A 20306-nucleotide genomic window follows, 5' to 3' on the forward strand; every position below is an offset into this window, starting at 1 on the left:
TGATGAGATCTATTATTATGGAATGTTGCTGCTGACAGTACATCCTCATGAATAAATCGTGAACCCTACGGGGTTTTGCCCGTGGTAAAAGGAGTTGGTATACCCTGAGGCAATAGCCTTGCTCATATTTCGTCAATTGGGAAGCCCGGGTAAATCAGTGTCAGCAGGCTTTGCATGTGTATTAAGTCACGGTAAGGTAAATATATAGTGAGTAGAAAGGAGATCGGCGTATGGCCAATATCGAATTAGTCGTGACGCGTTCAAGACGGATTGAGCACTTGCTTCGCCAGCACTACCATGCTGAAGGCAAAGGTTTACACCAGCTTATCACTAGCTGTGAAGAACGCCTGCCCCATGAGATCATTCCTAAGCTCCGCTTTGTTGCGTCGGTGCGAAATAAAACGGTTCATGAAGAGGGCTACCGACTGGATGACAAGCCGGGCTTTTTGGCAGCCTGCCGGGATTGTGAAGATGAGCTGACACCGCGTAGCGGGCGTTTTGTCTGGACCGTAGCAGCCATGGTGGTGTTAGGTTTTACCGCTTTGGCTATCTGGTTTTACTCTGAGCATTGGCATCGTATCAATTTAACCCCTTAGCCGTCTTAGAGTTGTTATAAACGTAAGCCCGTATTTTCTAGCCCGACACAGGGCCCCTACCCACAAACTTTCATCTGTTAAGACGAAAAAAGGTGCCATTAGGCACCTTTTTTTTGAATTTTTTATTTTGCTTAGTAGATAACAGGCAGCGTCATTAAACCGACAACCACTGCGATCATCATAAGCCCTTGTTTTTGAGATGTTGTGAACATAGGTAGGATCCTCGTGTTGCTGCTGATTATGTCTTGATGATTAGAATAGCACTGTTTTTGTTGTTTAGGCAAGTTTGATTGCTATTTTACTGCTGAAGTGGCAGTTATGTTGGCTGTAAATGGCCTTTTTGTGCTAAAGAAACTGTGTTTTTCGGTTGGTTTAAATAATAATCTCTTTGTCTTTCTGTTGTATCTTCTATTTTAACTTATTGTTTTTAAGTGTTTTATTTTTGTTGTCTGACGCTGGCTGTGTGGTTGTTTTTGGTTTTGTTCTTTTTGTTGATCAAAAGTGGCTTGTGATCTTCTATGGTGTGTTTTCAGGTCTTGTCGCTTTGGTTGTAGGTTGGGTGAGAGCATCGTGAGTCGAATTATTAGATAATTATGCTATTGGTTTGTATGGTTAGGTTTTGAAGGTTTAGTTTTAAAACACAGGTCGCCTTGGCCAATATATTTTTGCTTTTCTTTATGTGATTGACGGTAACATGTTGATATTAAATTGTTATTGGTGTTGGCTTGAAAGTTGAATTGATCAAAATAGGGACATGTAAGGCATGATTTAGTTGTCTTGATTTAATATTCATTATCTTGATGTATGGCAATCGTTTGCTTTGGGGGTTTTGTTATTATACGTCTTATGTCACAAGGCTTGTTCGGCGGTTGCGATGAGCTTTTGCCGATATCTAAAGCTTGCTGCTCTAGGTGGCTATGTCTTAGCGTTTTTATAAGCGGGGTCTAGTTCTGGTGGATCCCTGCTAGACAATCCTGATTGGGTTTCTAAACTGTCCCTGCTTATAACTATAATTATACCGGTGATGTTATGTGGGTTTGGTTAGCCATATCTTTATCTGCTCTATTACATATTACAGCTGCGTACCATGGCCCGAAGTGGCAGTACTATTTTTTTAAGCCGTTTACCATGGTGCTTTTGCTGTTATTAGCTTGGCAAAGTGGACTCGAAAGCGTCTATCACCAAGCCATTTTTGTCGGGTTGGTGCTTTCTGTCGTCGGCGATGTTTTCCTGATGCTGCCAAAAGATAGGTTTGTACTCGGTCTGGTTAGCTTTCTTATGGCGCATATTGCCTATTCACTGGCATTTTGGAGCCAGCTTGACGGTAATATGGTGTGGTGGTTGCCGGCGATGCTGTTTGGCGGCGGGATCATCGTATTTCTGTTGCTGCTACCCTCTCTTGGCGCTTTGATTGTGCCTGTTGCTATCTATATCGCGATGATCGTTCAAATGACCTGGGCCGCAGGTGAGTTCTGGCTAACCGTGGGCTCAACCGCTGGGCTACTGGCATTTATCGGCTCACTGGTCTTTATTCTGTCTGATACTGTGCTGGCCGTGGATCGCTTCCGGGGGCCATTCAAACCCTCTATCCCGTTTATTATGTCTAGCTACTATTTGGCGCAGTCATTGTTTGTAGCAACCTTGCTGGTCTAGGGTATTGGCTCATGGTTGGTTGAAAGATTTCGCTGGTGATGAGGTCTGTGTGGGGGGAATTGCCGGGCAGACTGGTATCCGTTGATAAGGAGCAACAGATGAGTGGGCCATGGATCAAAGTGTATGATGCTGCCAATAACCTAGAGGCGCACAGTATTAAGGGTATGCTCGAGAGTGAGCATATTGAGGTACAGCTTCGGGGCGAGGGCCTGGCTTCGGCGGCAGGTGAGCTGCCAGCAGATGTACTGCAGGTGGGGATATGGGTGAGGGAAGAGCAGGCATCATCTGCCCGGAGACGCGTTGAGCAGTATGAAAACGCCGTATACTGCGACTGGCAGTGCCCTTGCTGCGCAGAGCAAAATGAAGGCCAGTTTGAGATTTGCTGGCAGTGTGGCCACGAAAAACCTTAATACATATATACCAAATGCATTTATTTGTTCTGGGTCAATCCGGACCGCGAGCAGTATGCTCTAATGGCTAGCTCTATTATTAATGACTGCGAGTAATACGATGAACCAGATCCACGCCCATGCTGTCCTGAATATGCTGCTTGCTGCCGAAACACCTTATTCAGTCAACTCGCTGAAACAAGCGATTGTTGCTGAATATGGGGAAGATGTGCTTTTTCATACCTGTAGCCTACAGGATTTAACGTTTGAGGCATTGCTTGCGTTCTTTCTTGAGCGTGGCAAAGTCGTGCAAGATGGTGATGTTATTACTGCTAACCGCGAACGTATGTGCAGTCACTAAAGATATCGCCGATATTCCATATCATAGATAAAGTGGCAAAAATATCGCCACTTTATTGTTCGTTTGTTATACTTTCGCCCTCCTAGTCAGCTTTCTGGCTGATACTGTTGTTTTTCTTAATCTTCTTACGATTAATCTCTATCTGAGGTCTGCTCTGTGGAAATAATATCTGCAGCGGTCATGTTGTTTCTGATCATGGATCCGCTGGGTAACTTGCCGGTAATGTTATCGATCTTACGGCATATTGAGCCGAAAAGGCGACGAGTTATCATGGTTCGCGAACTCCTGATTGCCTTGGTCATATTGTTGGCATTCTTGTTTGGCGGCCAGCAGATGCTCAACTTCCTGCACGTATCACCGGAGACGGTCAGTATTTCAGGCGGCATTATTCTGTTTCTGATAGAAGTCACCCCTAAAAACATAACATTCCACCGAGTGAGTGAGTGGATGGCTAGTAAAATCAATGGATTCAGAGCCACTCCAGAAATGTTATACATAACAATTTAGTATAATATTTATATTTTCTTCTCGCGGTCATCATCCCGAACCTCTTCCTCAATTCATTTCCATTATCGAAGCCTAAAATGTGTCAAGGTTACTCATGGTTACCAAAATAGGTTACCGAGGTTTACCAAGTAGAGTCTGATTGGGGAGTAAGGCAGGCGTTTTCAACGCTGCAAATGCCCCTCATAATACCGTCGTAACATGGCGGCATTTTCTTGAATATCCTGTTGGATCAAATCAATCGGGCGGCAGCTATCCAGCTCTTTATTACGAATGTTCATTATGTCGAGTTGGTACATTGAATCGCTAGAGTTGGCAGGATGGAACGGATAGAGTTGTTTGAGGGCTGCATGAATTGAGAGGAGGTCTTTGGTGACAGACTGAGGGTCGTCACAGGTTTGCAGCAGTCGCTCAGGGTCTTCGATGCCCCACCGTTCAAGCAGCTTGACCGCAGACTTGTATAAATCATCCATAACATCCCCTCCGCAACAATTTTTCTATGTCGGTTCTAGAGGTAAAAAGGGAGAAGCCAAGCCTAAGTTTAGCTCCTCCCTCTTTGGTTAGTGTCGATGACCCTAACCCCAACAAGAACAATATAGCACCGTAAAACAATATTAAACAAGTCGCATTATCACCAGTAGACTCAGGTGGGCACTTGGTTCTTAACGAAGCACCGCGCAACACCGACCAACGTCATATCTTGCGTCACACGACCATGGCGAGAATCCGTGAGCGCATACCACCGCTCGTTACGCCAAAAGAGCTGACAAACAATTCGTTCGCCCTCGTGGTCAACCAAGGCCAGACAGGCGTCATGCGGTCTCCTGTCGGTCTCAATAATCAGTAAATCCCCTTCAACAAGGTTCATTCGGCTGTAGGTCGTGTCTATCGGCCAAAATATGGTTGAAGACGGCTTTCTTATCAAATGTTCGTGGAGAGTATCACCAATAAATTTCTCTTCGTGACCTGCCGCTGGGCTTGGAAATGCTGACACCTCGCCGCCCTTAAAGAATTAATGACTGCAAATTGATCAAATTACTGGATGAGTATACAGTATGAAATAAAAGTGGCATATGGAAAAGCAAGGAGCTGTAGATGGATGTCTTAGTTTTGGACTGTGACAGTATTCGTGTCACAGACATCAGCGAAATCGTCGGAGATTCACGAGTATTGTGCTCTGCCAATACACTAACAAAACTCCCAATTGCCCATGGGGTACGCCTTGGTATCGTGTCTCCCAAAATCCCCAACGGGGCTGACTTCCTGCTGGTTTCGATGCTGACCGAGGCACTGGTAACAGCCGAGGTGGCACGGGTTGAAGCCGTGACAAAAGACAAGCCGTTGGGTCACATGTTCGAGCACATTTGTACCATGAATGACGTTAGCTGTTATATCCATAGATCTATGTCTGAGATCGGTTGCTGCTCGGTTATCTGCGAACTCGATGAGCGGCGGAACCAACACCTTAAAAACGCTATCTTCCAACTGTTCATTGTTCGCAAGCTACTGACTCTATGCGCCCTCAAGGTTCATTTCGGGGTAGCCCCTAGAGTCATCAAACGGGCAGTTCGTGAGTTGGCTAGAGAGGGGAAGGTCAAACATGAACACGGTCAACTCTGGCGGTTACAAGATTGACCGATGAGGTGGAGAGTTTGAAAATCGGCTAGAGCTGGGAAGGTCAGACACCAGAAACCACACTTTTTGGTACGAATAAAAGTAAACAATTTTCTTTGTTCGTAAAAACGACACTATGTTATTTCTTCGAACAGTTTGCCTGAGTACTTGTGTGTTCGAAGAAATGACATTACGTCATTTCTTCGAACGGGCTTACAACAAAGCCATGATCATCCAGTAAGCCTCTAACGAGCAACGGTATAGCTAAGTACAAAACTTCACGAAATACCTAATCTCATAAATTATCAACAAACACCTTTAAGACAAGCTAAAAGTTGAGAATGCCTATGTATTATTAGGGATATCAGCAAATTTGACAGGTTGCTCTAAGTCATTTCTGCCCCAAAGTGTGCTACAACCCTAAGTCCTAATTCAAACAGTCAAGTCGCTTTGACACACAAAAGCTAATTTTTTCCAAAGGAGTATTTAAATTATCAAATTGTCAATAAGTGGCTGAGTTGTAATATTTTCTTTCCGCCATTGAAATCACAGAAATAGCCCTCAAATAGTATATGGTCACTAAACAACCTACATTTTGGAGGGACTTATGAACAAGAAAACCACATCCAAAAAGGTGGCATCTAAGGCTGCCAAAACCCTTTCAGACCCTAAAGCATCAAAAATCAAGAAGTCATTAGCTGCGAGTGCAATGTCGCAAGCAGATAAAGACAAGCAAACAGGCAAGGAGATGGAAACAAGAGCCTCCGCCGTCCTCCAAAGTGACAAGTACAGCGAAGAAACCAAGGAATTTGCGGCGTCCGTCCTTTCTCAATCCAATAAAAAACGTTAGGAGTCATGCCATGACTATTTGTAATAACGCTCACAGGTAGTGGCCTTTTTTCGAATCTTTCCTTATGACCAAGGTGGTGCAGGTCGCCACAAATGCAGTGGTTGTGCTTATGAACGAGGGTATCTGGCAGGTCTAGAACGCTCAGAACAGTTAAATCTAGATATCGACTCACTACCAGAAAGCCAAGTTGGCACCGTGCGACACAAAAGCCCACATGCAGCATTTGCTATGGGTTATCAAGATGGCGTTCACGCGTCATACCGAAATCAAGACTAACAGAAGGACAATGAATGAAGGCAGACTACAGCGCTTACGACTTCGCTAAAAGCAGAGAGCGAATTGACGAAATTCTCAAAGGTGCAGACGCGGACTACAAAGATAAAAAATCAATCCCATCGCGTGATGACCTCACGTTTACCAACGGTTTCAATGTTGAATGTTCAGCCCTTTTTGTTGATATTCGAGGCTCGAAAGCTATCAACGAAAAGCACACAAAACCCGTGCTAGCAAAGATTTACAAGACGTATATCTCCGAACTTGTTGCGATACTGAAAAATCACTCCAAAGTAAATGAAATTAGCATCGAAGGCGACTGCGTTTGGGGAATATTTGATACACCATATCAGAGTGATATTAATGAACTGTTTAGCACTGGTGCCAGAGTAAGCTCACTGATTGATGTACTGAATATCAAATATCGCAAGCGAGGCTATTCGGAGCTAACCGTAGGCATAGGGATGTCTTATGGCAAGTCCCTACTAGTGAAGTCTGGATACAAAGGCAGCGGTATTAACGAAGTGGTCTGGCTTGGCAACTTAGTAAGCGAGGCAGCCGAACTTTGTGGATTCGGAAACAAATCTTGGTCTGACAATGAAATGATGGTTTCAGAACTTTTCTACAACAACCTGAATGACAGCAACAAAAAGCTACTATCTTGGTCTCAAACTAGGCAGTGCTATCACGGAAGCGTGATTAACACTTCTATGAACGAATGGGTCAAAGAGAATGGATAGCAAACCAGAGTTCATTGTTGCAGCTATTCAAGACTGTCAAGCAACGATTCGCGCTACTGATGTGAAGGTTGGCGCACTGCTTGCTGGTCTACTTCTACCATTCTCACAAATATCTCATATCTGGAAGTACCTTGAACAGCTATCAACTCTTATTGAGTGCTACGCTGTTACCTATGTCTTTTTTGCCCTCTGGTTTCTAGCGATATGCTCACTTGTGAGAACAATCTCAGCGATTGATAACCCTGCAAACCACATCGTGAATGAGAGTACATGCAAAGGCACTTTCTATGGTGGCGGGCTATATCGCTTCGGGTTTCTGGACTCACTTATAAACAGAGAAATAATCAAGGCGGACAAGGATATTGCGAACTTTGCTGCAACGTATCCCGATACGCCCGATGATATCGAGTTGGAACTGTCCTTCGAGCACATGAAGGTGATTTACATACGTGAAATCAAAATGCATCGGCTAGATTTCTCGCTCAAGATTACCGCTCTGTGGTTTATTGTGGGTATGTGTGCATTATTGTATTTAAAGTCAAACGGCTAACAATAAGCCGACCCGATTTGGTCGGCTTACATTCTTGCAGGTAAGGCTATCGAAGCAATTGCTGATTTCGCGTTAGATCTGGTTTATGAGAACTTTGCTACAGAGCTACTAAAGGATTTATTGACGATGTTCGGAAGTTGCAAGCGCGAACATGCAAACACTTAAGGTTTCAAGATACTTATTCTAATCCTCAACAAGCTCTTTAGTACAGGTACTCTAAAACGCTTCTGTCCAGCTTCGTGCCAGCCTCTTCATCTGGCACGATTATGCCCCGTCAGCTCTATGTACCTATCTGAAAGACTTTGCCACGTAAGCGAGAGCTCAGTTTCATCAACAAGTGACTGTTTTATGGAGCTAGATCCTTGACGTACTCGAAGTATCCAAAGATCCCATTCAGGAACATCTGTACTGAAATCATCAATAGCAGCATACCCATGAGGCGTTCAATTGCAGCTAATCCACGAACACCAACGATTCGTTCAAAGACTTCACCGAACATCAAAATAACTGCTGATGCACCCCATGCTAGAACTACGGCAATAGTCCAATCCAGCATCCGGCTAGGATCTTGATGCGCGATTAATATCAGCGTCGCCAAAATAGATGGCCCTGCCAGCATTGGAATTGCGAGCGGCACGATAAATGGCTCTTCACCCGCAGCTGTATGACTTTTGGGGTCATGTGAAGGAAAGATCATTTTCAGCGAAATCAGGAACAGAATTATCGCACCTGCGATAGAAATCGCTTCTCTCTTCAGAGATAGGAAATTCAGGATTGTTTCGCCTGCATACAGGAACAGGAGCATGATCGCTAATGCGATAAATAGCTCACGAATAAGAATTACACGTCTGCGTTTTTTCTCGATATGTCGCAAAATCGATGAGAAAACGGGGAGGTTCCCCATTGGATCAATTATTAAAAATAACATGACCGCAGCAGAAATTGTTTCCATATAACAAGCACTCAAAAAATAGCAGATTGAAAGGGGGGGCTACTATATCATCAAGTTAGCTATTGTTTAGTTAATTAGTTATAGTTTTTCGCTATATTAAACTGAAGTTAACTGCAAAATTGGCAGATATAACCACCTCTTTTAAAATGGTTTTATCCATAAAAATCAGAATGTTGGTTTTGAGTTGTTGATTTGAGCTTAAAAAGCGGTACTCAGCGTGGGTGAGGGGCAAAAGTTATGAAAAGTCTTAACTAGAAGCAGGAGCTGGCCTAGCAGGGGGCGCACGCATGGCTGCGCATGTAACTTTGCCCCATAAGTTGTTAAGGGCTTCGGGCGGCATTGAATCCTGACTACCTCTCAGACGTTCTTTCCGCCCTTATGTCGCTGCGCGATAAAAGCAAAGAAACACGACATAGTCTGATTGATGTGACGCTTATAAATTTTTAGTTGCGGGGGGTAATAGCTTTTGCCTCAAAGTGATGCTAGGCAGGAAGTTGACGTTTTTGCATTCTAACCCCGCATTATGTGATTGATGGCAAGGAGTTTTTGTCTTGTGCATGGAATCATATGCAGAATTTTCCCGTATATAAAGCGTTCGACACTTAGGCAAAAAAATGACTTATGAAGATATAAAAACAGTAGCTGCTTTTGGTGGGCTATTGTTAGGTATTACAAATTTGGCTATTACTATCTATGAAAAATTCCTTAAAAGGTCTTCTGTTGTAATTGAAGTTGGTACACCCAAAGTAAAATATATAGATCGTGGCTATTATGTATTTCAATTTGATGTTTGCTTAACTGCCAAAGGCAACAATCTATGGGTAAAGCATGTTTTTATTGAAAATAAAGAAAAATTTATTAGCTTCAAGGGTGCAGACGAGGGGCGCGATCTCGTTAGTAACCAATTATCTATTTATTCTGGGTTACCGAAGACTAGATTTGATTTCTTAAAGTTATCTAAAGACGAAATGACCAAGAAGGTAAAAGACGAGCTTAAAAGTGCTATACACTTCGATGATCTAAAGCTTGAAGATGGTGAGCGGAAAACTTTTACCATTGTAGGTGATTTGCAATCGGAACAATTACCGGGTGAGTTTGTTGAAATGCCATTGCAAAATTGGAGCTTCACTGTTGATAACGGTGACAGAAAGTTTAGAGAAGCTATTGAGTTTACTCCTCACTACACTACAGAAAAAGTCACTACAGAAACGCTACTTAGGCATGAAGGTTTCAAGCGTGCTTAACACATATTGCTCAAGCGGACTCAGTTACACTCTGCATTTTAGATTTGTAGTGAGTTAAGTATTTATGGTGCAATGAGGGAGCTTATGTAGTGCGGTTCGGGTTACTCAACAAGGCGCTAGTAATTTCACAGAAATTGGAGAATAAATGGACAAAACTTGGGCATCAGGTGCACTTGAATTACTTCGACATGCTGATTCACATATCCAGCTAGGTTCGGCATTTGATAGTCGAATAGCCTTTATCAGTATTGATAACTCAGTGGAGACATCAATACGTACGTTCCTTTCATTGCCTGAAAAACTTTCTGGTTATAAATTTCCTCGTAAAGAACGTGATGAAGCTGGAAACAGCTTCCCAAAAATGGTGGATTTGTTGTTTAAATATGCATCATTGAAGTTAATAGGCTTGGATGAGGGTGACATTGAGCATTATCACCGCATTCGAAATCAGCTATATCACGATGGTACAGGACTATCAGTCGATGAGCGTTACCTAAAAGCATATCGACAAATCGCAGCAGTTTTGCTTAATAACTTGTTTGACGTTGAAACTGAAAAAGTCGATAAGGCTGTGAGCTTAGATAATCTTATTCTATTGTGGAACCAACTTGAAATTGTGTTGCGTAATAAGTTCAACAAGCACTCCATATCTTATGGTCACACATTCAAATGGGAGCAACTTGAGCAGACTGGCGAGATATCATGGGAACAATTCGAACGCTTAACTAAAGTTCGCATGATTCGAAATCATCAAATTCACTCAACAACTGATAGTTTCGACAAAGAGCAGTTAGCGACAGGTATACAAATTGCTGAGTCGTTACAAGCTGAATTGATTGAAGAGCAAGTGTTCGATTATATGGTGGCCCGACCGAATGAAGCGTTCACTAACCGTGGGTTATCACATATTCTTTTAATTAATAAGCATTCTATTTTAGATGCACTTTACCTTCTTGAATCACAAGGAAAGGTTGTAAAAGGTATGGATGAAAAAAATCTAGTTTGGCAGGCAAAATAAAAAATTGATTCAATCAAGCTTGCCGTACATCTACTAATCTGCACTATATCGAATTATCCAAATAATCTAACAAGCTTCTGCCCCTTTTCTATATGGCTGCACTTATGCAGCCAACAGACGATGCAATGTTGTATTACGCCGTTCAGCTGCACTAACCCGTCGAATTGCGGCTTCGAATTGCTGTGGTGTCCCTACAATCTCGATGTATTTCTCTGCACGGGTTAGAGCGGTATAAATCCATGAACGGTCAATCATTGCGGAACCAGTGAGCGCCACAATTACCCTTGGGAACTGGCTACCCTGAGCCTTGTGTAGGCTTACCGCATAGGCTGGATGCATGATGTTAACCAGTGACTCCGTGAGTTCTATTGTGCGTCCATCATCCAGTTCCACCACACCAAATTGGGTGTCACCTCCAGTGCTGATTAAGCGTCCCATAGTGCCATTCTGAACATCTTCATCCCATTCGTTTTCAGTGAAGATGATAGGGTCGCCAACCCTGATATTTAGGTACATATGGTCGCCATACATATTGAATTCCAGCCTTTGCCCCGCAGGGTTGCACATTTCCTGACAAAGGTTGTTTATAACGTTGATACCACCATTGATTGCACTATAGGTCGCCCCTACAACTTGGCTGTTGGCTGGGTCTTCGGCGTACAGCTCCGTAATTTTCTCGTTCAACGATTCTGGCTGAGCGAAATGGAACCTGATGTTAGGGCTGGTAAATTCTGGCACTTGCCCATTACGAACCGCTAGGGTGAACTCAGGAATGCCAGTAGAGCCCTTCTGTCGCTTCACGATATTTAGCTCTGTTCCGGCAATAGAGTTCGTTTTAACAACGTCATGCAGAACAAGGCCATAGCCAATAGGTGAGAGCTGGGCTGGGTCGCCAACCAATAGGATTCGAACGTCATTGTGCAGAGCCATAACAAGCTTATACATGGTGTGTAGATCAACCATGGACGCTTCATCGATAACGATAATTGCTTGCTCATCGTCTTTGATGGTAACGTTTTTCAGGAAGCCTGCGATGGTGCTGGCATGGAAACCAGTCCCTTCCTTAATTCGTTTTGCGGCACGGCCAGCCAAAGCCATTGGGTAAATCTGGTATCCAAGCTTCTGATAGGCGCGGAGAATGACTCTAAGAACTGTGGTTTTGCCCGTACCTGCACCGCCAGTAAGCACCGAAATTGGGTTAATCAGGCTTGAGCAAATCGCTTCAGCTTGCCGTTCCAGTAGGGGGAATTGAAGGTCTTCCATGCCATGCGCTAGTGCTTCATCAAATCGGCCATCCCACTCGTTTTTACTGCCAGCCAGATGAAGGAATCGGTGTGCCACAACCTTTTCCATAACCAAAGCGGCTGTTGGGTGATAGTTGCCTTCATCATCAATGATGAAATCGCCTTTCTCATAGGACACCATTAGCGCTTCTGTCGCCAACTCTGAGCTATCGAGCACCCGATTCAGAATAGGTTTCAAGTCGCTATGAGTTGCAACCGTATGCCCTCGCTTGGTGTAGCGATAAAGAGCCTCCTCAACAGCAGCGACAAGACGTCGCGGATCGCTTTTAAATTCAGCATAAGGGTCGCCCTCATAGTCGCTTTCCTGTTTTTCACTTTCGGAAGTGCCTTCAGACTCGCTTTCTTGTTTGCTTTCCTCAGCTTTTTTGAAGATTCTCAGGGAGAGCTCATCAACCTCATCAAAGTTCATGCCAAAGGCTTGCAGGATGTATGGATTTGCTTGGACTTGCTCAATCGCTCTCTCATCGTGATATTTCATGATCTTTGAGCTTATGTATGGTGGTACGGCGTGCTCAGCAAACCAGTGGAGGTGCTTGAGATTGGAGTATTTCTTCCAAGCTTCGACCATCGTTTGGGCGGTTTTTTTGGTCAGCACCAGCTCAAGCATTTCGGTGTTGCCGTCATTGAGGGTTTGGTAGATGTCCAATTGTAACTTTTGGAACTTATTCCAGAGTCTCCTCGCGTACACATCGCCAACACCAACAAATTCCTTGTCCGAAGCTACAAATTCGACAAAGTTATCGTCAGTTTCCGGCATGGTGACACGTAGCCGCTTTGCCTGAACATCCACCTGAGTCTGGATGAAACCATTATGCTGCACCTGTCTTTCTGTTTTGGTGCCAGAAACACGCCAGTGCTGACCTATTACGGGCATCATTGGGAACAACTTGATGTCCGCCTTGACTACAATGAGTTTCTTTGTAGAGGCTCGCATAGAGCCTTTTAGCGGCATACCGCAAAAAGTGATGGTTTTGCCTTTGGTGTTCCAGATCGAGGTTATGCGAATATCGTAACGGCTGGTTTTCATCGTGGCAGCCTCCCGACGTCGGCCAGCGCTGAACCTAGGGCTTCAAAACGCTCCAATTTTCGCTCCAGTTCGGCCTTTTCTTTCTCTAAATCTACAACCCTAGCTCTTAGTTCTACGACTTCTTGTTCTACTCGGCGGAGGTGAATCCCTTGTTTATCACGCTTAATTTGAGCTTGGTCTAGCTCCTGAGGCTCACTGTCGGGGCGAGACTTTTCCACTTTAAGCGGTGGAAGCAAACCACGTTCGCGAAGCTCAGATTCCAGTTCGCCAAGCAGCTTTTTTACTGCTGGGTTTTGCTGCAATACGGACTTGGCAAAGCCACATCCTTTGGCTATTGCACTTCGTTTAAGGTTGCCCCGATATTCCATTTCACGATAATCATCATCAGTCAGAGACGCACGCCAACCCTCGAACTTATCGACGTTTTCCTTTCCAAGTTCTTGTCCATTAGCCATTATTCATCTCCATTAACATCCAATGTCTTTTCAATAGCCCGAACAAACCCCGGTTTAAAAACAGGCTTGTCGTCTGCACCGATAATTTCACCGCGCTCACCAATACTCAGTCCTTTGCGCCTTAGGTGGTTGGGGTCGATGGCTGACTTGAGAGCATTAATCTCGCTATCCGTATAGCTTGCCTTGCTAGGCAGAGCATCCAATTCAGGATTCAGGGCATTTTTACTGACCACCTGAATTGGCACTTCGGCGTTGTGCAAGTCGCTTTTCAGTTGGTTTACCTCTGCTGTCAGTGCTGTCTTCGCAGCTATCAAATCACGAACTAACCACTGTATAGTCTGGCTTTCGATGTCATTAACCCAGTCGTGTTCTTTGTTTCGAATAGCCGGAGAGACTGACTTTGCTACAGATTCGGCATAGACGTTAATCAAGTCCCGATATAGTTGCCCAGACGTATTGCGGATAGCCTGTGTGCTGGGGCCACCTTTCTTCTCAGAGTGCGCCCCGATATTTGCTACAGAGAAATTAATCTCACCAGATTGCAATTGTTCCAGACAAATATCATTTATAATCCCAAGGCTCTTTCGAGCCTTGTTGGACTTGGCTTGTTCGCAGATTGCCTCATAAGCGATTTTGGTTTGGTTATTAGGCGTATTCACGAGAACGATCCTCTAATTTATTAGCGTTTTCTAGTAGGGCTTTAACATCTTCAGATAGCGGAATTAGGTCTGAATCACTGGTATGGCCTAGAACATCCAGTGGTCGTTTACCATCAAGGACATTATTAAGCTCACCCCAGCCGCCGAGGCGAGCTAGCATGGTCTGAGTTAGGTGGTTACCTAGTGCCAACTGCTGCCTCTCATTGAGCCTGAAGAACTGAGGGGGAATGTTGTTTTCAGCTAGCATTTTGTCGAGTAGCTGGCTACGGCGGTTCACGGCACTATCGGCATTAGCAGATGTGAATATTTCTGCATTTTCACAGACTTCGGCAAGAGCTTGGTGGTGCGAAACTTCATCAACACTAATCGAAAGCTTATCGGTGTTCATAAGCATCGGTACTTTCTCGCCATTGGATACAGGTTTGTTCAGTAGCTCGATAGCGCTATTGGTTAATTGGAATGCTGACAAGAAGTCACAGGACAGCATGTCACAACGAGTTTGCTCTTGTTCAAGCAAGTTGTTGAGTCGCTTGTATTCCATTTTGACTTCGACAGGCGCTTCTTTCCCGCTCACCTCAAAGTCGTAGACCTGCTCATCCAGTCTTTCGATTTCATCGTTAATATCCAGTGTTTTGTTTAATACGTGCTGCCTTGCCTCAGCGATTTCGTTCCCCTTGGCTACCAAACCACCCATGTAAGTTGCACCTGTGACAAAGTGCCTGCATCGGAAGCAGTTTTGACGCCCCAAGTACCCAGCGGGAACAGGGTTAAAGCGAGTGAGGGTAGAGTGATTTTTTGTTTCTTCTCGCTCTTCGCCACCATCATGACAGCGAGTTCCTCCATATGGACATAGACCATAATCGAAGAACTGAATAGATGCTTTAGGCCAATCAGGGGCGTGTAGAGCTGAGTCTTCTGGGATTAGCAATTCGGCCTTGTGATTATGGATTTTGTCTTCCATAAGTAGGGCATTTTTACGGTCTTGTGACCGCTCCAAGGCCTTTTTCTCACCCGCGCCAACCTTATGAACAATGTCTGCGTGTGTGACTTTTGTGTAATGTATGGTCATGATGATTTGCGCATGACCAACTACCTTCATCAGAACGTGAAGAGGCACATCCCCATACAGCACTAGTGCAGTAATCAAGGTTACTCGCATACAGTGAGGGGTGTATTTAGAATGGTATTCTGCCCTTCTCTTCTCCGCCAGAGGGAAGGATTCATCCTGAATTTCGTATAGGATTTTCGCTAATGCATTAGCAAAAATTCCTTGATTATACGGTTGATAACTTGCTGTATTTATTGAACGGTTGCTGTTTGTTGGGTTACGGAACAGAAAACACTGAGTACCGCGCTTGGTTAACACCGCGTCGGATGGCCTTTGCTTCTTAGGGAAATGAATATCCACCCAACGTGTCGGCTCTTTTAAAGGATTGTATTGAGATTGCCAGTCTCTTAGGCGGATAAGCCATGGAATAATGCGGGTTGGAATGTAGGACGATACAAACGGTTTGCCCGTTTTGTTGGTGTTGGTGAACATACCAACTTCGTCACCCATCTTATGTAATACACCGAGGTTTGGCTTTTTTTGCATACCAGTAAGCGGATTATCGTTTTTGATCCACTCAAAATCAGGCACAAGCTGAACTTTTTCATCCAGATTGATAGATTTGAAACCTTTATTGATAAGCTTGAATTCATCGGCTTCACCAGAGTCGAGCCACAGAATTTGCTGGCCGCGAGTGGGTAGGTTAAGCAAGCAGTAAAGCGCCACAGCACGTACTGGTGACCATATTTCATAGACTGTTATCTTGCTGCGTCGCTTACCATCAATGCTTTTGGATTTTGTGCGTGTACGCCACACGCAGTTTTTGTCATCTTTGTCGATAAGGGACTCATCAACTTCATACCAGTCGGCGCTACTAAGCTCTTGAGCCACGCTCAGCTGACGAAAGTATTCACAATGGACTTGCTTGCCATTTTCCTCTACAAATTCAGGGATCAAATGCTCGCGAGCCTTAACGACGTATTCATAAGGCAAGTCCGGTTTGTTTGTTCCCGTTTTGTTATCGGTGTCAGTGTCGATATCCACGTTCATGTAAGGAATATGGTACAGACTAAAGCTCCCGACAGGGGTTCGTTCACCAGTACCTTCATCTTCGATATAGAATGACTTATCGAATACATATTTCAGAAAGCCAACAATCATATTTTTTTGGGCGTTGTTTTGCTGGCTCGCAGACAGTGAGTTTATGTAGCTCTCAATAGAGGGCACTTCATGCCTACGCTTAAAAAATGGCGCTACCATCTCATATGCATTGACTTTGTGAATAAATGGCAGGCAGTGTATTAGGAAGTGCTTAATCCGTCCTTGGGTTCCGCTAACATTGCACTTTAGCTTGCCGCAATACTCTTCAGCAAGTTCCGCCCATGTAGTTAGGCCAACATCTAAAAGAGACTGGAATGTTGCTGGCTTCCACAGGATGTCTTTCGAATTTTTATAACCATCGATCTGATCTGGATTAACCTTTAGCTTCGGGTGCTGTTTGGCATGCTCTTTGTATTGATCAAGTATTGTGATGCGATTTTCATGGCAATATTGTTTCACCTCTTCAAGTGACCAATAATTAATCTGAAGAAAATCCTTATATGATTCAAAACCATAGTAATCTGATGGGTTTGACGGCAAGCGTTTGTTACTATGGTAGTATTGGTTGTATTCTGTACGCGACCAAAGTTCTCGTTCACGACAGAACGCTCTGGCTTCCTCTAGAGTGTATTTTTCTTTAACTTCACGTCCAAAGAAGACATCCCAGCACGGGAAGTCTGGGTAATGTTTATCAGGATTAGAATGAAGCTCAGGGTCTAGTTTGTAGTACTTGCTATAGCCAGTTCTTGTTTGCTCCTGAACAGGTACAATTTTACGAGCGGCCTGAGATGCCTCCTGCCAAGTCTTGTAAAATCGCTTACATAAAAATGATGACCAATTAGGTAAGCCGTAGCATCTAACTGGATCTACTGGTAGTTTTTCATCCATTGAACGAATTGCAGCATACGCAATTTTTGTAGGTTCGGCGTTACCAATCAGCACCTTAAAACGAGTAAGTGCTTCTTTTTCTGTAGGGTAATAATTAATCTTACCCAAGAATTCAGGCCATGAGATGAAGCTGTCATAACATACGTTAGGGTTTACTGGGAGCCTCGGGTCTTCCTTGTAATGCTTGTTGTATAAGCTAATAGAAGGCTCTTTGATGCCGTGTTTATTAAACAGGGCAAACGCAGCTGTCGAGGCTTCTTCTAGTGTTTCGTATTTATCAACAGGTACTTCCTTACCCAAGAATTCAGGCCATGAGATGAAGCTGTCATAACATACGTTAGGGCTTACTGGGAGTCTCGGGTCTTCTTTGTAATACCTGTAGTATAAGCTAACAGAGGGCTCTTTAATGCCATGTTTCTTGAACAGGGCAAACGCAGCTGTCGAGGCTTCTTCCAGTGTTTCGTATTTTTTAACTGGCGCTTTTTTTCCTAAGAATTCAGGCCATGAGGTGAAGCTGTCATAAGATGCGTCAGGGGTTGATGGGAGCTTCGGGTCTTCCTTGTAATACTTCTTATATAAGCGTTTTGAAGGCTCTTTGATGCCATGTTTCTTGAACAGGGCAAACGCAGCTGCCGAGGCTTCTTCCAGTGTTTCATATTTATCAACAGGTGTTTCTTTACCCAAGAATTCAGGCCATGAGGTGAAGTTGTCATAAAATTTGGCAGGGTTTGCTGGGAGTCTTGGATCTTCCTTGTAATACTTCTTATATAAGCGCTGAGAAGGCTCTTTGATGCCATGTTCCTTGAGCAGGGCAAACGCAGCTGCCGAGGCTTCTTCCAGTGTTTCGTATTTATCAACAGGTGCTTCTTTACCCCAGAATTCAGGCCATGAGGTGAAGTTGTCATAAAATTTGGCAGGGTTTGCTGGGAGTCTTGGGTCTTCCTTGTAATACTTCCGATACAAGGCTGCTGTTGGCTTTTTACCCAGATCTTTGAACAGGGCTAACGTAGCAGCAGAGGCTTCTTCCAGTGTTTCGTATTTTTTGCTCATGCTGACTCCTTGATCGCCAGAAGCTGGGCATCTGGCGATAGTTCTTCGTGTTTTATTGCTTGTAACTTGGATCTTTCTGCTGTTGAGGCGCACGCTTTGCTTTCAGCCTCAATCATTGCTGTTCGAATATCTTCATGTGTTTTGTGACCGTAGGAGCCTTGGGACTTGATGCTCTTGTGGTGCATCATGCTCATGATGAATTGCTGACTTAGACCAAGGTCTTCCAGCTCGTCCTTAAACAGATGGCGGAGGCCGTGAGGTGTAGTGCCTTCACTCTTCCTACTGACTAACCCAACCTTTTCCACAGCTCGTTTAAGTCCGTCTTGCATTGCTTTGTAAGATAATGGTTTTCCATTCTTGAGATTGGAAAAAGCAAAGGGGTGAGATTGATTTCTAGGAGCTTGATATTTCAAATACAGCTGCCAGTAAATCATGAATATTTCAGCTGCTTGCGCATTATTGAAGTACGCAACCATGTAATATTGATCTTTGATTAAGACAGGGTTTTTCCAACCTGTGTATAGCGATTTTGGAGAGCTTGTGTCGTCTCGTGGCAGCATTGCGTACTCAGCTGCTAGGTACTGTGCTCTGGTCGCAGTTGGCTTGTTGTATTTTTTACGCCATTCGTCTGGAGCAAAGCCCTTCTCTGGGTGATGAACTTTAACTAAAGGTATTTTCTTATCTAGTTGTCTGTTGGTCAAAACAGGATCAACTGAGATATCACACACATATACATTAAGAGACTCGGAAATCCTGAGCCCACAGAAGCGCATGAGTATAAAAGCCAGTACTTTTGCCAAATCTAGGCGCTTGTGAACAGGATCGCCTGTTTTAGAGCCACGGATAGTGAAGCCCTCTTCAATTACTGCCCATGTTTTCTTTTTAGGGAATTTGTATGTCACTTCTGTAGTTTGAGGCTCCTTGTGCCTTCCGACAGACCGCACATACTCCGCTTGTTTGCTAGTTTTTGAGTTATCAAAGGTATGCTTTAGAAAGGAGTTGTTCTTTCGGTGGTGATAGGCTGCTAGGTTCAGCATTTTTTCATATGGCGTTGCCATACGGAGCGGGTTCAGCAATGCTGATTCCTCACCAGTTTCATGAAACAGCCAATCCGAGTATGCCGTAATGTATTTTATTAACTTGTTTGCTTGAGCAGCACTGCGTGGGTGCCAGCGCAGCCCTGTTGGGTCTGAGCCATCGGCTAATATCGTTCCATAGCAAACCGCATCTGAAAATGCTTCAAACATCAATCGAGGAGAGGCAAACTTTCCTTGTGTTATGTGCCAGTAGTTGAGAAGCAGAACCATGGCTTGAGCATTTTCTCTGTGCCACGTCTTCCCTTTGTGTCTCCTGCTGATCTGATAGTGCAGGAAAGTTTCCAGCAGCGCACCGTTCAAACTGATCACTCGCAATGTAATTGTTCGTAATCCATCTAGTGAGACTTTTCTATCTCTGCAAATAACGGTGAACCTGTCCATAACCATGTGTACCTAAAATATTAAATATTATATTTATGAGGGGTATCATATGTGCTCGGGTGCACAAAGTAAATACTCTAAAAAGCATTTTGAGAAGAAAAAGAGAGAAAAATGTTATACATTTTCAGGGGTATCTTTGATCGCAATTCGGATGATTTTTCCCCAGCCGGGTGGGGTAACTGGACTGGCTGCCGGGGAAGAACCGTTTATCGTGCCGATGGCGATCCCGATGATTGCCGGGCCATCCGTTCTGGCTTCTTTGCTGCTACTGTCAAACCAGGAACCGGGCCGAACCTGGGACTGGGTGCTGGCGGTATTGCTGGCATGGGGAGCATCCTTTGTGATCCTGATGTTTTACGAGGTGTTCAACCGCCTGCTGGGTGAGAAGGGCCTGAAGGCCGTCGAGCGCCTGATGGGCTTGCTGCTGATCATGATGTCGACCCAGATGTTCCTGGACGGGGTACACAACTTCTTCCAGATCGGCGCTTAAGTACCTAGATAGAATTATGCTCTTAAGTATTTGACCCGATGTTGTTGACATAAAAAAGCGAG

Annotated in this window: 17 protein-coding genes and 2 pseudogenes; 12 read left to right on the plus strand and 7 right to left on the minus strand. The window is 44.3% G+C overall.

Annotated features, from left to right (window positions below):
- The first annotated feature begins 230 nt into the window (after window positions 1-230).
- The 5 genes and pseudogenes from AC51G0_RS00450 to AC51G0_RS00470 all read left to right on the plus strand — a co-directional run.
- Window positions 231-596: a DUF4145 domain-containing protein gene (locus AC51G0_RS00450; protein ID WP_496300224.1), complete on the plus strand. Its 366-nt coding sequence runs from the start codon at window positions 231-233 to the stop codon at window positions 594-596.
- A 1029-nt stretch (window positions 597-1625) separates the two neighbouring features.
- A complete protein-coding gene (locus AC51G0_RS00455; protein ID WP_496300225.1) occupies window positions 1626-2249 on the plus strand; it encodes a lysoplasmalogenase in 624 nt (207 codons plus the stop codon).
- Between the two features lie 98 nt (window positions 2250-2347).
- Window positions 2348-2659 (plus strand): putative signal transducing protein, encoded by a 312-nt coding sequence (locus AC51G0_RS00460; protein WP_496300226.1) that lies wholly within the window; start codon window positions 2348-2350, stop codon window positions 2657-2659.
- 100 nt (window positions 2660-2759) lie between these two features.
- The gene (locus AC51G0_RS00465) at window positions 2760-2999 is read left to right on the plus strand and encodes a YecH family metal-binding protein (RefSeq protein WP_496300227.1); all 240 of its coding nucleotides are present in this window, start codon (window positions 2760-2762) and stop codon (window positions 2997-2999) included.
- 156 nt (window positions 3000-3155) lie between these two features.
- Window positions 3156-3407 (plus strand): annotated as a pseudogene (locus tag AC51G0_RS00470) (MarC family protein); the annotation flags it as partial.
- 260 nt (window positions 3408-3667) lie between these two features.
- Here AC51G0_RS00470 and AC51G0_RS00475 read toward each other — a convergent pair.
- The gene (locus tag AC51G0_RS00475) at window positions 3668-3976 is read right to left on the minus strand and encodes a hypothetical protein (RefSeq protein ID WP_496300228.1); all 309 of its coding nucleotides are present in this window, start codon (window positions 3974-3976) and stop codon (window positions 3668-3670) included.
- 622 nt (window positions 3977-4598) lie between these two features.
- Here AC51G0_RS00475 and AC51G0_RS00480 point away from each other — a divergent pair.
- The 4 genes from AC51G0_RS00480 to AC51G0_RS00495 all read left to right on the plus strand — a co-directional run bounded on the left by AC51G0_RS00480 (window position 4599) and on the right by AC51G0_RS00495 (window position 7530).
- Entirely contained in the window at window positions 4599-5138 is a 540-nt protein-coding gene (locus AC51G0_RS00480; protein ID WP_496300229.1) for a hypothetical protein, read from the plus strand.
- A gap of 586 nt (window positions 5139-5724) precedes the next feature.
- On the plus strand, window positions 5725-5967 hold the full coding sequence (locus AC51G0_RS00485; protein ID WP_496300230.1) for a hypothetical protein: 243 nt from the start codon (window positions 5725-5727) through the stop codon (window positions 5965-5967).
- Between the two features lie 290 nt (window positions 5968-6257).
- On the plus strand, window positions 6258-6980 hold the full coding sequence (locus AC51G0_RS00490; RefSeq protein WP_496300231.1) for an adenylate/guanylate cyclase domain-containing protein: 723 nt from the start codon (window positions 6258-6260) through the stop codon (window positions 6978-6980).
- The gene (locus AC51G0_RS00495; RefSeq protein WP_496300232.1) at window positions 6973-7530 is read left to right on the plus strand and encodes a hypothetical protein; all 558 of its coding nucleotides are present in this window, start codon (window positions 6973-6975) and stop codon (window positions 7528-7530) included. The genes AC51G0_RS00490 and AC51G0_RS00495 overlap by 8 nt, the downstream gene beginning before the upstream one ends.
- 346 nt (window positions 7531-7876) lie before the next feature.
- On the opposite strand, the gene AC51G0_RS00500 is transcribed toward AC51G0_RS00495, so the two are convergent.
- A complete protein-coding gene (locus AC51G0_RS00500) occupies window positions 7877-8482 on the minus strand; it encodes a YhgN family NAAT transporter (RefSeq protein WP_496300233.1) in 606 nt (201 codons plus the stop codon).
- A gap of 614 nt (window positions 8483-9096) precedes the next feature.
- On the opposite strand from AC51G0_RS00500, the gene AC51G0_RS00505 reads away from it, so the two are divergent.
- Window positions 9097-9726: a hypothetical protein gene (locus AC51G0_RS00505; protein WP_496300234.1), complete on the plus strand. Its 630-nt coding sequence runs from the start codon at window positions 9097-9099 to the stop codon at window positions 9724-9726.
- 145 nt (window positions 9727-9871) lie between these two features.
- The gene (locus AC51G0_RS00510; protein WP_496300235.1) at window positions 9872-10744 is read left to right on the plus strand and encodes a hypothetical protein; all 873 of its coding nucleotides are present in this window, start codon (window positions 9872-9874) and stop codon (window positions 10742-10744) included.
- Between the two features lie 102 nt (window positions 10745-10846).
- On the opposite strand, the gene AC51G0_RS00515 is transcribed toward AC51G0_RS00510, so the two are convergent.
- From AC51G0_RS00515 to gmtY, 5 genes are read right to left on the minus strand one after another with little or no spacing between them, the layout of a single operon-like run.
- Entirely contained in the window at window positions 10847-13075 is a 2229-nt protein-coding gene (locus AC51G0_RS00515) for an AAA family ATPase (RefSeq protein ID WP_496300236.1), read from the minus strand.
- On the minus strand, window positions 13072-13530 hold the full coding sequence (locus tag AC51G0_RS00520; protein ID WP_496300237.1) for a VPA1267 family protein: 459 nt from the start codon (window positions 13528-13530) through the stop codon (window positions 13072-13074). Before AC51G0_RS00520 ends, AC51G0_RS00515 begins: the two co-directional genes overlap by 4 nt.
- Window positions 13530-14189 (minus strand): gamma-mobile-trio protein GmtX, encoded by a 660-nt coding sequence (gmtX, locus tag AC51G0_RS00525; RefSeq protein WP_496300238.1) that lies wholly within the window; start codon window positions 14187-14189, stop codon window positions 13530-13532. The genes AC51G0_RS00520 and gmtX overlap by 1 nt, the downstream gene beginning before the upstream one ends.
- Window positions 14176-18276: a VPA1269 family protein gene (locus tag AC51G0_RS00530; RefSeq protein ID WP_496300239.1), complete on the minus strand. Its 4101-nt coding sequence runs from the start codon at window positions 18274-18276 to the stop codon at window positions 14176-14178. The genes gmtX and AC51G0_RS00530 overlap by 14 nt, the downstream gene beginning before the upstream one ends.
- The gene (gene gmtY / locus AC51G0_RS00535) at window positions 18273-19754 is read right to left on the minus strand and encodes a gamma-mobile-trio recombinase GmtY (protein WP_496300240.1); all 1482 of its coding nucleotides are present in this window, start codon (window positions 19752-19754) and stop codon (window positions 18273-18275) included. The genes AC51G0_RS00530 and gmtY overlap by 4 nt, the downstream gene beginning before the upstream one ends.
- Window positions 19755-19890: 136 nt before the next feature.
- Between gmtY and AC51G0_RS00540 the strand changes: the two are divergent.
- Window positions 19891-20244: pseudogene (locus tag AC51G0_RS00540) on the plus strand (MarC family protein); the annotation flags it as partial.
- Window positions 20245-20306: the final 62 nt, after the last annotated feature.

The sequence above is a fragment of the Photobacterium sp. HL06 genome (assembly GCF_059552575.1).

Coding starts and splice junctions, on each gene's coding strand:
- gmtY (WP_496300240.1), bottom strand. CDS start 19,754: ATGGACAGGTTCACCGTTATTTGCAGAGATAGAAAAGTCTCACTAGAT.
- AC51G0_RS00485 (WP_496300230.1), top strand. CDS start 5,725: ATGAACAAGAAAACCACATCCAAAAAGGTGGCATCTAAGGCTGCCAAA.
- AC51G0_RS00450 (WP_496300224.1), top strand. CDS start 231: ATGGCCAATATCGAATTAGTCGTGACGCGTTCAAGACGGATTGAGCAC.
- AC51G0_RS00505 (WP_496300234.1), top strand. CDS start 9,097: ATGACTTATGAAGATATAAAAACAGTAGCTGCTTTTGGTGGGCTATTG.
- AC51G0_RS00465 (WP_496300227.1), top strand. CDS start 2,760: ATGAACCAGATCCACGCCCATGCTGTCCTGAATATGCTGCTTGCTGCC.
- AC51G0_RS00480 (WP_496300229.1), top strand. CDS start 4,599: ATGGATGTCTTAGTTTTGGACTGTGACAGTATTCGTGTCACAGACATC.
- AC51G0_RS00495 (WP_496300232.1), top strand. CDS start 6,973: ATGGATAGCAAACCAGAGTTCATTGTTGCAGCTATTCAAGACTGTCAA.
- AC51G0_RS00490 (WP_496300231.1), top strand. CDS start 6,258: ATGAAGGCAGACTACAGCGCTTACGACTTCGCTAAAAGCAGAGAGCGA.
- AC51G0_RS00530 (WP_496300239.1), bottom strand. CDS start 18,276: ATGAGCAAAAAATACGAAACACTGGAAGAAGCCTCTGCTGCTACGTTA.
- AC51G0_RS00475 (WP_496300228.1), bottom strand. CDS start 3,976: ATGGATGATTTATACAAGTCTGCGGTCAAGCTGCTTGAACGGTGGGGC.
- AC51G0_RS00455 (WP_496300225.1), top strand. CDS start 1,626: ATGTGGGTTTGGTTAGCCATATCTTTATCTGCTCTATTACATATTACA.
- AC51G0_RS00520 (WP_496300237.1), bottom strand. CDS start 13,530: ATGGCTAATGGACAAGAACTTGGAAAGGAAAACGTCGATAAGTTCGAG.
- AC51G0_RS00515 (WP_496300236.1), bottom strand. CDS start 13,075: ATGAAAACCAGCCGTTACGATATTCGCATAACCTCGATCTGGAACACC.
- AC51G0_RS00500 (WP_496300233.1), bottom strand. CDS start 8,482: ATGGAAACAATTTCTGCTGCGGTCATGTTATTTTTAATAATTGATCCA.
- AC51G0_RS00460 (WP_496300226.1), top strand. CDS start 2,348: ATGAGTGGGCCATGGATCAAAGTGTATGATGCTGCCAATAACCTAGAG.
- AC51G0_RS00510 (WP_496300235.1), top strand. CDS start 9,872: ATGGACAAAACTTGGGCATCAGGTGCACTTGAATTACTTCGACATGCT.